A 12,500-nucleotide genomic window follows, 5' to 3' on the forward strand; every position below is an offset into this window, starting at 1 on the left:
TCCTTGTAACTCCATCAAGATCCAGCGTCGGTCAAACTAAAAAGCATATGTTTTTTTCTACATAACTTCTTAAATGGCTTTCTTATTATACCAGTTTATCGCAAGTAAAAAGAAATCATTGTTCTGAACCTGTATTAAATGAACGTTCGTCCCACAAACTATTCAAAAACCCCTAAAAAGGATGATGGATATGTGCGGCAGGTTTACTTTGTACTCTGCATTTGATGATATTATTGACCAGTTTGACATCGATCAATTTTTTCCTAAAGGTGAATACCAGCCAAGCTATAATGTCGCACCATCACAAAACATCCTTGCAATCATCAATGATGGATCAAATAATCGCTTAGGCAAGCTTAGATGGGGACTTATTCCACCTTGGGCAAAAGATGAAAAGATCGGTTATAAAATGATCAATGCTCGAGCCGAAACAATTACCGAGAAACCGGCCTTTCGAAGACCGCTTGTCAGCAAACGCTGCATCATACCAGCAGACAGTTTTTATGAATGGAAACGGCTTGATTCCAAAACCAAAATCCCAATGCGGATTAAATTGAAATCATCTACTCTTTTTGCGTTTGCTGGCTTATATGAAAAGTGGAACACACATCAAGGATACCCTCTTTATACCTGCACCATCATAACAACTGAGCCTAATGAGTTCATGAAAGATATACACGACCGAATGCCGGTTATATTGGCCCATGATCATGAAAAGGAGTGGCTTAACCCCAAAAATACAAGCCCTGATTATCTGCAAAGTTTGCTGCTGCCTTATGATGCTGATGACATGGAAGCATACCAGGTTACATCATTAGTAAATTCACCCAAAAATAATTCAGCTGAGCTTCTTGATGCAGAAAATCATATGTAGTGATTGAAATTCTCTAGCAAGTACTTGTCAATAGCTTTGTTCCTTAGGGCCAATCCCTCTAGTAATTATGAATATTTAGTACATAGATCAATTAGTTTTCGGTATCAGTTCGAAATAATTTTATTATGTAAACTTAAATAAGCAATGTTATCCCTTTCATATAAAATAGTTTACATTTTTATAAAATCGCTTCACCTTTCTATTTTGTCAGCAAAAAAACTGAACCACATTAAACTTATGAAACCTACCGCACCTGTGATTGCAAATATGATATAAGCCCATAGAGGTAAATCCATACACTTTCCATCCTAAGAATTAAATGAAATTTCTTTCATCTTACATGAAGGTCTTCTTTCTTTTGTTTATCCAGTGTAATACTTAATAATATGTTGATGAATGCAGCTGGAAAATATATAAATCCCACTCCAAGAATGCCTAGTATCGTACTTAAACTTACTATGTAATTCTTTGTCATCGTTTGACTGTCAATCAATATTAGAAGTGAAATCAATCCAGCTAAAACACCTATAAACCAAGCATCGCCAACAGCATAAGAATCATCCAGCATCCCTAAACATCGCCCCAATATAGAGCTCCCAATGGCATTCAAACTGGATAAAAATATGAGTGCTTTCATTTCTTCTCCTCCTTTAAAGCCAATCAAACTGGTAGAAATCGGCCATTGAATTCCCATTATCGAATGGTTACCATTTCCACATTAACACCTTAAAGCTCATTACAATACGATTCAAGCAGAAAAACCCTACATAACGTTATATAGGGATTTGATAAAACACAGGCCAACACCCAGCTCTAGTTACTTTAAGACCACTGTGTGATCGGTTCAGTCTTTACGTACCGGGATATTTCACAACAGGCACTTTCTTCTTACGCAGAGAATCAAGCATGACTGATCCAGCATTCAAGTTGCTTTGCACTAATTCTTTAGGCGTCAATGCCATCCACTGATTGAGTGACACATCTGCATAGCGGTTACTTTTGAACATTTCTAAAAACCATAATGTTTCTGTACCAGTATTTTGTATATAGTGGCCAGCATTAGAAGGCACGTATCCAACGTCGCCTGCTCTATAATCAAATGTGCGGGCAGTCCCATTTCCGATAAATACCGTCATTCGTCCCTGTCCTGTTAGATAATATTGCCACTCATCGCTATTGGGATGCCAATGAAGCTCTCTCATCGCGCCAGGCTCAATCTGAACAAGTGCAGCGGCTATCGTTTTTGAAATTGGGAAGTTAGAAGAATCCACAATTCGTACACTCCCCCCTGGCATTTGAATTGGGGGTTGATTTAACAACTCGTGTTTAAAGGTCATGGGGACTTTTCCATATGGTGACTGAATGTCTTCACTGGCGACTGATCCCGGCACATTCCCTTGGTAGATATAGACTTGCTCAGACGGAAGAGAGTTGAAAGCATTCTCCGGGACACCGAAATTTGCAGACAGAACATCTTTTGGTGTGTGTGCAAGCCAATCTGAAATGGTTAACGTTGAAAACTCAGAAAAGTTCCCATCATCGAAAACGAGCAGAAACTCGCAGTGTTCCAATCCCTGTATGGAATGCGGAATTCCTGCCGGGAAGTACCAAAGGTCGCCGGGACCAACATCAGCAATGAAATTTCGTCCGTCTTGGTCAACAGCGGTGATACGTGCCCGTCCCAAAAGCATATAAGCCCACTCCGCTTGCTTATGCCAATGAAGCTCACGGACACCTCCCGCAGTTAAGCTCATGTTTACACCTGCAATCGCAGTCGAAATCGGAAGCTGTCTTACAGTGATTTCTCTTGACCAGCCGCCATGATCTAATTTCATGGGAGCGTCTGAGAATGAAAATCTCAAGTTAGGAATCATACCCTCATCTGTAACAGGCGGAACAAGTATATTCGGATTTTGAATATCCCGCATCATATTTCGCGGGCCTGCATCAATAGCTCCAGCTCCATCACTTCGAATAGGCTGCGGCACGTTTCTGTCTTCATGATTGATTGGTTGTTGTTCCAACAGCATGCACCTCGTTTTAGAAATGAACAAGATTTTATTTCAGCCTATGCAGAATCTTAGATTGCTGTGCCTAGGAATCCGCAAATAAAAAAGTGACCACCAATGTGATCACAAATACATCAAATAAGCTATTTTTTATACCATAGCTTCTTATGTAATTTGATTTCTTCTGTCTGTCTTTTCTGGCCTGTCCTCCACTCCACTTTTACTAATACATCATGTCCTATCACTTCATCTTCAGGCATATAATCAAAGGTGGCAATATGGTCCATGCGTCCCCCACCCGGCATTTCATCACCTGTGTACTCTGACAAATCATAATTTTCCCTGTCATCATACATTTTACCATCTATGTATAAGGTGATTTTTTCTATGACAGTCCTCTTTTCGTCCTTCTTACTCCCCTGCCAATACAGATTTAGAAAATAATTGGGGCCAATTGAAGTTTTTCCTGATTTTTCAAGGTTAGACATCCACAGTCCGCTTTTCCCGCTGCCCTCATATTTCACTTCGTTTCCTGACACCATTACAAATAATGTGGTGATGCAGATGATCAAGAATCCAGCAATGATCAATAGCCATTTCTTAATATTGTTCTTTTTTCTCATGTTTTTCCCCACTTTCCTAACTTTTTAGTAGGAAAATATGATCAAAATGTTACCGAAAAGAAAATAAAAAAGGGCTAATGATCTAACAGATGACTGTCTAAACTTTTGACTTAAATTAAAGTGCTCTCTAAAGACAAGATTAAAACGTAACAGCTCTTAAATGCATTTTTTGTTTCATTGAGTCAAGAACCTTAAAATGGCTTTTTATTATTAAAAATCAAGCTAGTGTATTAAGTAACTTTTCAAATTTATTTATACTCATGATCTCGTGAGTCACAAATCTCCCATCAAAAAAAACGCTAAAAGTTGTCCAAATAGCTGGTGACTTTTGTGCCTCTTCTTTCGATGATAACTGAATTGACTGAAATTGAACCCCTTTCTTTTCAGTCAATTCCCGCAAATCATTTATCATGCCCACTGCAAACGGACACTGAGCTGTATAGTATATCGTAATCCCCTTTTCATTGATAGAATCACTTTTCACCTGGCTCTTAAATGCAGGAGAAGCTGCAAGGCCATTCCAAGTCAAAGCCATTAATTGAAAATAAGGGGCAGCTTCATCTTGTAGAGTAAACCCCATATGCTCAAAGAAATGCTTATCACTTAAATAGGGCAGTTTTTTCTTGCCTGCGATATGGATAATGCCATCCATGCCGCACGCTTTCGCATCTGCTATACATTTGTCCAACAATCGTTTCGCATGACCGTTATTTTTATATCTGCCAGACACCCACAGACAATTAATGTACATAAAATTAGGCGCATTGATAGGCACCCATGCCTCATTCGCAGGTAGATATTCAATAAAGACTTTTGCCCGTTCATGTAAGCGATAGAACACCAATCCTTCATCCATTCGAGCTTTGAGCCATCTCTTCTTTTCATTAACTGCATGCTCATATTGTTTCGCGCCTAATGCACAGCAAATATGATTGTCTTCAATATTGTCCTTTGTGATTTCAATGTAGCACATCTCCTCTTTTCCCCCTTTAACATAATTTCATGGAATTCAACTTTCGCTGGCACACTTTACATGCCTAATAGAATAAATACCCGTTCCAACTTAAATACTTTTTCTTTTCCATTTTGCCAATTAACTGAAAAACCCTTCTTCTATTCAGATATTATCTTGATTCCTATATCACCCATTTCAAATCCAAAGTGTGTTCATCTTTGAGGATTAGATGCACTGCTTATGCTATAAATACAGTACACGAAGTTTATATTTGAAGTAATATTTGTTACGGGACAGCAATAGTAAATAAGTGATAAAAGGGGAATTAAACTTGGTGGAAAAATGTTATTCTTGTTTAATTTGCGGATACAAAGGATTAATTCAAAATCCTTTGTATAAAGGCGAGTACTAAAAAACGTTTGACATTTGTCCATGTTGCGGTTTTGAATTTGGCTACAGTGAGGATCATGATGTGAGGTTAGGTTTTATTGTAACTCCTGATCATTTAGTTGAGGCTGCATTTCAATTGTATCGCAAACAATGGATTGAGAGCGGGATGGTAATTGCTCATCCGGAAGATATTCCAGAAGAATTGAAAAATGGCAATTGCTTAAAATTTGAAGTTTTGTTGAAACAATTGAAAAAACTAAATCTTGACATAGAAAATTTTGAAATTAGCGGTTTTTAATGATGAAACAGGTTGCACTTGTTTAGGTTTCACTGTCATTATCAGTAAAATATTAAGCCGAAATGCGCAGTCAGTCACAAAGTCTCTATTCGTATTCAATAAAGACTCTGTGATCATCAACAAACATTTCACTCCCATCGGATAATGTATCCAAAAGGCCTCTGATTCTTCTCTATAGTCATAAATCACAGTCACTTTAACATTTAACTCAGCTATGATTGGTTTTCCAACAATTATTTTCGTTTTTTCCTCAGGCAAAGTAAGAGATCGAATCACCAAAGCCATTCCATCTTTACTGTCTAATTAACGCCATCTTCAGTGAATTTAAAGGTCTGTTTTAAATTGCGTCCTTCTTGCCCCTTCTGTGTCCAAATTATAACAACCTCTAATTCAGAGGCCTTATCTGCCAGCATAAAATGATTGAACTTCAGCGGTGAGCCATCATTTAAACTTTCAGCTAACATTTTAGAATCTTCTTTTGGTTTGACACAATTTTCATCGGGACATCCAAAAAGCGAAAACCTTGTGATTGAATTAGGGTCATTTCTATACAATTGCACATCCACTGTAGCTGCTTTTTCCCCTATATTTTTGACTTCCAAGGAATATACTTGATATTCTCCTTTTTGAGATCTCGTAAATTCCTTTACATTTTTTGCTTCACTTACTTTTACTGACCACTGGTCTGTTTTTTGTGTAATAGGCAACACCGTAAAAGTCAGGGCATGCGCTTTTGATTGGCAAAACGTAAATCCAACTGCTGTAAAAACAATTACAGAAAATAATACCCTTTTCACTTCATTTATCCCTCCTTCCTTTCACTGGCCGCTCCTTAAAGAATTGATTTTGAGCAATCTACAAGCTCTCTTAACCAAAACCTTACCTGAGGTTTTGTCTTTACTGCTCTGCATTTATTTCTTTCGGTATCCGAGATGGAGCTTTGGGGATTTTTCTCAATTTGCTGTTAATCACATCAGAAGAGTATAGCGTAATAATCATACTTCCCCCATACCTTTTTGCCCGAATTAAGATTGGTTGGTTATATTGGTTTTGAAAGCGAAAGTCAGGACCTCCCCAGCTTACCGTCGCATCCCGTCCGGGCGGTACATATGGTACACTTCTAGTATGAGAATAGCGCTGAACGATCTGCAGTCCTGCACGATCGACTGCATTAAATAGAGTTGAGGACACCTGACAAATTCCTCCTCCTACACCTTCAGACAACTCCCCTTTTACAATAATGGGTGCACTTTTATATCCTTTGTTCCGAGTTCTCATTCCCACAACTTGGTTAAACGAAAACGTCTCATTAGGGAAAACAACGTGATTGTCGATTGCTTTTGCAGAAAGAGAAATATTGTGTGAACGGCTTTTATTGCTTGAGTTAAAATACGTCACGTACTGACCAAGCTGCTGCGTACTGATGTGAGCTAGCAGCTCGCTGTCAACTTTCGGATAAATGTTCATTTCCGGCACTTCTATCTTGGAGGGACCTTGCCCATAAAAATACGCATAAAACTTTTCCATAAACGCCTGTTGATACAGTTTGTAGCCAACCCTGCCCGGGACGATGCTTCCATGATCGTTAAGGACAGCATTTATCGGCTCACGGTACACTTTCTGATCAAGCTGTTTGATGAATTTACTGTATTTTTCATAGTCAACCATTGGAGTGCCGGGAAGAGGCATTGTAAAGTCTTCACGGTTAACAGTGGCAATCGTCCGTCCTTGCTGTGTGACCGTTAAACTGTCCTGCGGCTCACTCGGCTGAGCCAATAAAAAAAGACCAGTGATCAAAATTTGTATCATAAGTCGGTTTACCTCCCGATCATTAGTATGAACAGCCGCTTATCCTTTGATGTATTTCTTCCCATCGTTTGTTTGAATCTTTGACGTTGATAAAAACCTTCATAAAAGAGCTTAGCTTTATGTTCACACCGATCCCTGAGCTCACTGAGGGACACGGTTCATTCAGTCGGCAAGTTTGAAGTAGTTCAGCATCTCTCAGTGATGAGGGATGCTTTTTTGTCTTGTCAAAAATGAAAAGGGTCTCCTATAACAACAAAAAATCAATCCATTTCAATATTTTTTTATTGAGAAACGATAAATTTTTTGTTACATTCAATTAGACAACAAATAAATGAGGTGCTTGTTATGAATCGAATGTCGACAATTTTTTTAAAGATAGCTTTGGTTCTTATTGGAATTCCAATTCTTGCTTTATGCATTTTTTTAGTGCCTAAGATAGCCAACTATTCAGCAGAATTATTTCCAAATATCGCTTATATAAAATATCTCGTTTTCATCTATTTGTATGTAACGGCGATACCTTTTTACTTTGCTCTTTATCAAGCGTTCAAACTTTTAAGCTATATTGACAAAAACAAAGCTTTCTCGGGTTTGTCTGTAAGAGCTTTGAAGAATATAAAATATTGCGCAGTCACTATCAGTATCTTTTACGCAGCAGGCATGCCTGTCTTTTATCTGATGGCCGAGATAGACGACGCCCCGGGTATCATTGTGATCGGATTGGTTATTATTTTTGCTTCAATGGTGATTGCGGTCTTTGCTGCTGTTCTTCAAAAACTGTTAAAAGAAGCGATTGATATAAAATCAGAAAATGACTTAACGGTCTGAGGTGATGACATGGCGATTATTATCAACATTGATGTGATGCTTGCTAAGAGGAAAATGAGCGTAACAGAGCTTTCAGAGAGAGTTGGCATCACCATGGCTAATCTTTCGATATTGAAAAACGGAAAAGCAAAGGCTATTCGATTATCAACTTTAGAAGCGATTTGCAAGGCTTTAGAATGTCAGCCCGGGGATATATTGGAATACCGAAGTGATGAAGACACACAGGATTCGTAAAAAAATAGGTAAGATCAACAGAAAAATAAAGTGATTGGCGGTGAGCTTATGGACATAAACTTATATCCATCTAGCTGCTATACTAAGCGTCCCTTTCATACACGAAGAACACAACTATGGAGGAGGCATACATCATGAGAGCCATAAAACAAATCGTCCATTTTGGCTGGGAACAAGCCCTTTCATGTTTGTTTCCTGCCGTTATTTTTGCCTCTTTGGCTATTACGCAAATCATCCCACTGCCCTTCTTGCCGCGGTATGACTGGCTGCTCATTATCTGCGTTCTCATGCAATTGTGGATGGTGCGTTCCGGTCTTGAGACACGGGATGAATTAAAAGTGATCACATTATTCCACCTTATTGGGCTTGCTCTGGAACTTTTTAAAGTCCATATGGGCTCCTGGTCTTATCCAGAAGAAGGATACTCCAAAATATTTGGAGTACCTTTGTATAGCGGCTTTATGTACGCAAGTGTAGCCAGTTATTTGTGCCAGGCATGGAGAAGGCTTAATGTTGAACTGGTTAAGTGGCCGCCTTTTTTTGCAGTTGTTCCGCTTGCCGCAGCGATTTATTTGAATTTTTTCACCCACCATTTTTCTATAGACATTCGATGGTGGCTATCTGGGCTTGTCATCATTGTCTTTTGGCAAACATGGGTTACATACGAGGTGAATGGAGCTCGTTACCGTATGCCGCTCGCACTTTCTTTTGTACTCATCGGATTTTTTATATGGATAGCGGAAAATATCGCTACGTTTTTTGGAGCTTGGAAATATCCAAACCAACTCGATACATGGAGTCTTGTACACCTTGGAAAGGTAAGTTCATGGCTCTTGCTAGTGATTGTTAGCTTTCTTATAGTAGCATCATTAAAACAAGTTAAGGAGCAGAGTCCCACAAAGGCAGAGATGGAGGAATCTTTTTCTTAGCATACAAGGTCCCAAATAGAGTGAAAAGCAACGTTCAAATGGTTGCTTTTTTCTTTTATGTAACTCTGCCGGTGAGTATCCATCTTCTTCAATTTCATCGCAACACGATAACTGATTCAGATTACAACTGCTTTCAACACCTTGACAAACTCATGCGCCGCCGGCGTTATCTCTTCAAATGAATGTGCGATGACGCCAATATCGCGTGTGACCCTAGGAAAGATGTCCTTTTTAATCAATTGATGCGGGATGGATGAAAGTGTAAAGTTTGAAATGATGCCGATGCCCAAGTTATTTTTGACCATATTAATCAAGGTTTCGGCATTTTGCACAGTCAAGTTTTCCTTTAATTCGATGTTGTATTGCGAAAATGCGTTTGACATCGCGATTTCATGACCGCCTTTACAAAAAATGAGGTCATCTTGATATGTTTCAAGGTCGACATGCTTTTCAAGTTTTAATTCGTTACGCTGCGGCGGGATGACGGCCACCATATAGTCGTTACACAGCAGCTGATTTTCAAATGGTTCAAATGGAGATGCTGCGATCCCAATATCAACCGTCCGATCCTCAACCCATCCTTTTATTTGGTCAGAGGTTCCTTCGATCAATTCTATGCGGATCAGCGGGTAGTTTGATCTGAATGCAGCAATCGCCTGTGGCATGATATTTGTTGAAACTGCAGGAAATGAACCAATTTTCACCTTCCCGTTTAACAGCTTGTTTTCCCGGTTGGCTACTTGATATATTTTGCTTTCAATTCCCTTCATTTGCCTCGCCAGCAGCAAAATTTCTTTTCCGATGTCAGTCAGCATTAAACCATGATGCTTATCCCTGATCAATAATTTGATCTGCAGTGAGCTCTCCAGGTTTTTTATCGCTTTGCTTACCGCCGGCTGAGAGATGAACAATTCTTTTGCCGCTTCTGTAATATTCAATTTCTCCCCGACTTTTACAAATATGTGAAGATGGTTCATGTTCATAACCATTTGGTTATACCCCCAATAATAAAAATGTATTTCAGTTATACATAAATGTAACATATGATAGAAACCAGCACGATATTTAAACAAGAAAGGCGGCTTCATTATGGTAAAAGTTATGCTGGGAATCATATCTGTCACACTTATTTGGGGTTATACTTGGGTTGCGATGAAAGTAGGAATTCATGACATCCCCCCGCTTTTATTTTCGGGTTTGCGCCTGTTCATCGGAGCGGTTCCTTTATTTCTCATTCTCTTCATTCAAAGAAAAAAGCTTTCAATTAAAAAAGAACATCTCAAAAGCTATATCATCATGAGCCTGTTGATGGGGCTGGGCTATATGGGGATTTTGACGTATGGAATGCAGTTTGTCGATTCAGGGAAAACCTCTGTTTTGGTATATACAATGCCTATATTTGTTACAGTGATCAGCCATTTTACATTAAACGAGAACATGAATGTGTATAAAACGCTGGGACTGGTCTGCGGCCTCTTCGGACTGTTATTTATATTTGGAAAGGAAATGCTCAATATCGATCAAAGCGCTTTATTTGGGGAGCTGTGTGTCCTTGCAGCAGCGCTTAGCTGGGGAATCGCGAATGTGTTCAGCAAGCTACAATTCAAGCATATCGATATTATTCACATGAATGCCTGGCACCTTATGATGGGAGCCGTCATGTTATTGGTGTTTTCCTTTATATTTGAGCCGGTCCCTTCAGCCGAGTGGACATATCAGGCGGTGTGGTCATTGCTGTTTAATGGCTTGCTTTCCACCGGCTTTACCTTTGTCGTATGGTTTTGGGTGCTCAATCAAATCCAAGCGTCAAAAGCATCCATGGCATTAATGTTTGTTCCCGTATTGGCCCTATTCTTTGGATGGCTGCAATTGCACGAACAGATCACCATCAATATTATCCTCGGCGCACTGCTGATATGTTGCGGGATTTTTATGAATACATTTACATTTTCACGACGGAAAGTGTGAATGATATACATTTCCCCTGTCATTTGGGCTTCATGTGACAGGAGACGACTATTACGAGAAAGTCTTCTAGAATCCTGACGACAGCCTATTAAACAATGAAAAAAGCTAATGTCTGCATGTGAGACATTAGCTTGGCTGGCGTTTAGGCTGGTGAGAATCTAGATTCTTTTTTATTACCATTCTGGCTGATCAAACTGAAAACCGTATAGACCTTTTACTTTAACATCTCCGCAATCTGGATCTTTTGTCAAAATCAAATAATGAGTCTTATAAGGCATCGTCTCAACTCGATCAGTTGCACTCAAATCAAAATGATCCCCTGAGAAGTTTTTTTCACTAACGGTTATTTCATATCCTGACAAAGTCATTCGCATGATTCTTGCGTTAATTGTACATCCTTCAGTATCGAAAATGGTGAATCTGTACCCAAAGTGAGATATCCAATGGTTTGAATTTAGGTCATCAGACTTCATAAACCATTTTTCATTCTCTGTCATTGTAAAACTCACTTTCTCCTCATCTTTCACGATAACGGCCGAAGCTTCCCCTACATGGATAGTCAAAGCCAAAAGAAATGTAAAAGCTAACATCAACATCTTTTTCAAAAGAGTTCCTCCCGATATCTTTTACTTCAATATATTGGAAGGGTCTTTTCTGATCAAGACAGTCTTCTCCAAATGAATCTATAGCACCATGAAATGAGCCTTAATAAGAACAGTTTTAACCCAAATCAAACTCTATTCGAAATAAGGCCTACCAATCTATATTCTTTTTAAAAGTTTCTGCATTTCTTTATATAGCTCCTAGACACATATAAAAAATGCTCCCATAAGTTCAGGAGCACTACAAAAAACTGCTAAAGTGTTTTCTATCGATTTATTGTATTCATTAGCTCAAAGAAGTATTCAGGCTTTTGAGTCTTATTTAGCTTATACCATGAACGCAATGTATCTGGTGCAAATACATCTAATTTTTTCAATACTTCTACCGCAAATTCCAGAGGAGCAATTCCTGATGCAGTAACCAAATTTTCATCAGATACTGCAGGCCCCTTTTCATATAATGTTTCTCCTTTGTAATTAGGGCAGACCATATTCATATAGTCTAGGTCATTGCTTGTGTGCTTTCTCGAATTTAAGTATCCTTCATTCGCGAGGCCTAAGGTTGCCCCACAAATTGCAGCAATAGTCGTGCCGAGCTTTAAAGCATCGCCAACTTTTTTCAAGATCGGCTGATGAATATCTTCTCCCCAAGTGTTTCCTCCGGGTAAAATGATAAGATCTTGACTCCCAAGAGTACATTCGTCAAGAGAAATATCTGGTTTTATGCTTAATCCTCCCAACGTAGTTATCATTTCTTTATTAGCCCCTACAGTAACTACTTTTAAAGATGCTGCATCTTGTTTAAAGTATCTCCCTGAGTTTAGTTCCGCAATTAAATATCCATATTCCCAGTCTGACATTGTGTGAAATACGTAGAGATAAACTTTTCTCGTTTGCATCCAATAACACTCCAATCACAATTGATAAAGCTTTCTAATAGATGACTTTGCTGACAGCCATTGTCAGCTTTTTTGTTGATTC

General features: G+C 38.9%; 14 protein-coding genes and 3 pseudogenes. 6 read left to right on the top strand and 11 right to left on the bottom strand.

The features are described 5' to 3' along the window. Nucleotides 1-190 precede the first annotated feature (190 nt). Nucleotides 191-874, top strand: a complete 684-nt coding sequence (locus tag NSQ83_RS10265) for an SOS response-associated peptidase (protein ID WP_204551511.1) — start codon at nt 191-193, stop codon at nt 872-874. Nucleotides 875-1,205: 331 nt separating this feature from the next. Here the strand turns inward: NSQ83_RS10265 and NSQ83_RS10270 are convergent, their stop codons facing one another. From NSQ83_RS10270 to NSQ83_RS10290, 5 genes and pseudogenes are all read right to left on the bottom strand, one after another. Beyond that, on the bottom strand, nt 1,206-1,511 hold the full coding sequence (locus tag NSQ83_RS10270; RefSeq protein WP_186453380.1) for a hypothetical protein: 306 nt from the start codon (nt 1,509-1,511) through the stop codon (nt 1,206-1,208). Nucleotides 1,512-1,725: 214 nt separating this feature from the next. Then, entirely contained in the window at nt 1,726-2,904 is a 1,179-nt protein-coding gene (oxdD, locus tag NSQ83_RS10275; protein WP_131227486.1) for an oxalate decarboxylase, read from the bottom strand. A 122-nt stretch (nt 2,905-3,026) separates the two neighbouring features. Then, nucleotides 3,027-3,506 carry a DUF4944 domain-containing protein gene (locus tag NSQ83_RS10280; RefSeq protein WP_198878694.1) on the bottom strand — a complete coding sequence of 160 codons (480 nt, stop codon included), beginning with the start codon at nt 3,504-3,506 and terminating at the stop codon, nt 3,027-3,029. 24 nt (nt 3,507-3,530) lie between these two features. Continuing rightward, nucleotides 3,531-3,684: pseudogene (locus NSQ83_RS10285) on the bottom strand (hypothetical protein). 39 nt (nt 3,685-3,723) lie between these two features. Further along, nucleotides 3,724-4,479, bottom strand: a complete 756-nt coding sequence (locus tag NSQ83_RS10290; RefSeq protein WP_198878693.1) for an N-acetyltransferase — start codon at nt 4,477-4,479, stop codon at nt 3,724-3,726. Between the two features lie 313 nt (nt 4,480-4,792). Between NSQ83_RS10290 and NSQ83_RS10295 the strand changes: the two are divergent. Continuing rightward, nucleotides 4,793-5,149 (top strand): annotated as a pseudogene (locus NSQ83_RS10295) (hypothetical protein). On the opposite strand, the gene NSQ83_RS10300 reads toward NSQ83_RS10295, so the two are convergent. The 3 genes from NSQ83_RS10300 to NSQ83_RS10310 all read right to left on the bottom strand — a co-directional run bounded on the left by NSQ83_RS10300 (nt 5,108) and on the right by NSQ83_RS10310 (nt 6,958). Next, nucleotides 5,108-5,344, bottom strand: coding sequence for a hypothetical protein (locus NSQ83_RS10300; protein WP_204551512.1), 237 nt, complete (start codon nt 5,342-5,344; stop codon nt 5,108-5,110). The pseudogene NSQ83_RS10295 and the gene NSQ83_RS10300 overlap by 42 nt on opposite strands. Before the next feature lie 104 nt (nt 5,345-5,448). Then, entirely contained in the window at nt 5,449-5,946 is a 498-nt protein-coding gene (locus tag NSQ83_RS10305) for a hypothetical protein (RefSeq protein ID WP_119899484.1), read from the bottom strand. A gap of 100 nt (nt 5,947-6,046) precedes the next feature. Beyond that, entirely contained in the window at nt 6,047-6,958 is a 912-nt protein-coding gene (locus tag NSQ83_RS10310) for a VanW family protein (protein WP_015714063.1), read from the bottom strand. 345 nt (nt 6,959-7,303) lie between these two features. Between NSQ83_RS10310 and NSQ83_RS10315 the strand changes: the two genes are divergently transcribed. The 3 genes and pseudogenes from NSQ83_RS10315 to NSQ83_RS10325 all read left to right on the top strand — a co-directional run bounded on the left by NSQ83_RS10315 (nt 7,304) and on the right by NSQ83_RS10325 (nt 8,949). Then, entirely contained in the window at nt 7,304-7,786 is a 483-nt protein-coding gene (locus tag NSQ83_RS10315; protein ID WP_015251949.1) for a DUF2975 domain-containing protein, read from the top strand. Between the two features lie 9 nt (nt 7,787-7,795). Further along, nucleotides 7,796-8,028 (top strand): annotated as a pseudogene (locus NSQ83_RS10320) (helix-turn-helix transcriptional regulator). A 126-nt stretch (nt 8,029-8,154) separates the two neighbouring features. Next, a complete protein-coding gene (locus tag NSQ83_RS10325; protein ID WP_064911713.1) occupies nt 8,155-8,949 on the top strand; it encodes a DUF817 domain-containing protein in 795 nt (264 codons plus the stop codon). Nucleotides 8,950-9,065: 116 nt separating this feature from the next. On the opposite strand, the gene NSQ83_RS10330 is transcribed toward NSQ83_RS10325, so the two are convergent. Then, nucleotides 9,066-9,938: a LysR family transcriptional regulator gene (locus NSQ83_RS10330; protein WP_064911714.1), complete on the bottom strand. Its 873-nt coding sequence runs from the start codon at nt 9,936-9,938 to the stop codon at nt 9,066-9,068. A gap of 100 nt (nt 9,939-10,038) precedes the next feature. On the opposite strand from NSQ83_RS10330, the gene NSQ83_RS10335 reads away from it, so the two are divergent. Then, nucleotides 10,039-10,917: a DMT family transporter gene (locus NSQ83_RS10335; protein ID WP_033883971.1), complete on the top strand. Its 879-nt coding sequence runs from the start codon at nt 10,039-10,041 to the stop codon at nt 10,915-10,917. 173 nt (nt 10,918-11,090) lie between these two features. Here the strand turns inward: NSQ83_RS10335 and NSQ83_RS10340 are convergent, their stop codons facing one another. Together NSQ83_RS10340 and NSQ83_RS10345 are read right to left on the bottom strand one after the other, a co-directional pair. Continuing rightward, complete coding sequence (locus NSQ83_RS10340; RefSeq protein ID WP_033883973.1) at nt 11,091-11,522, bottom strand: hypothetical protein; 432 nt, start codon at nt 11,520-11,522, stop codon at nt 11,091-11,093. 263 nt (nt 11,523-11,785) lie between these two features. Beyond that, nucleotides 11,786-12,418: a type 1 glutamine amidotransferase family protein gene (locus NSQ83_RS10345; protein ID WP_198878691.1), complete on the bottom strand. Its 633-nt coding sequence runs from the start codon at nt 12,416-12,418 to the stop codon at nt 11,786-11,788. Nucleotides 12,419-12,500 lie beyond the last annotated feature (82 nt).

This window comes from Bacillus sp. PS217, assembly GCF_037963535.1.
GTDB classification, from domain to species: domain Bacteria; phylum Bacillota; class Bacilli; order Bacillales; family Bacillaceae; genus Bacillus; species Bacillus subtilis.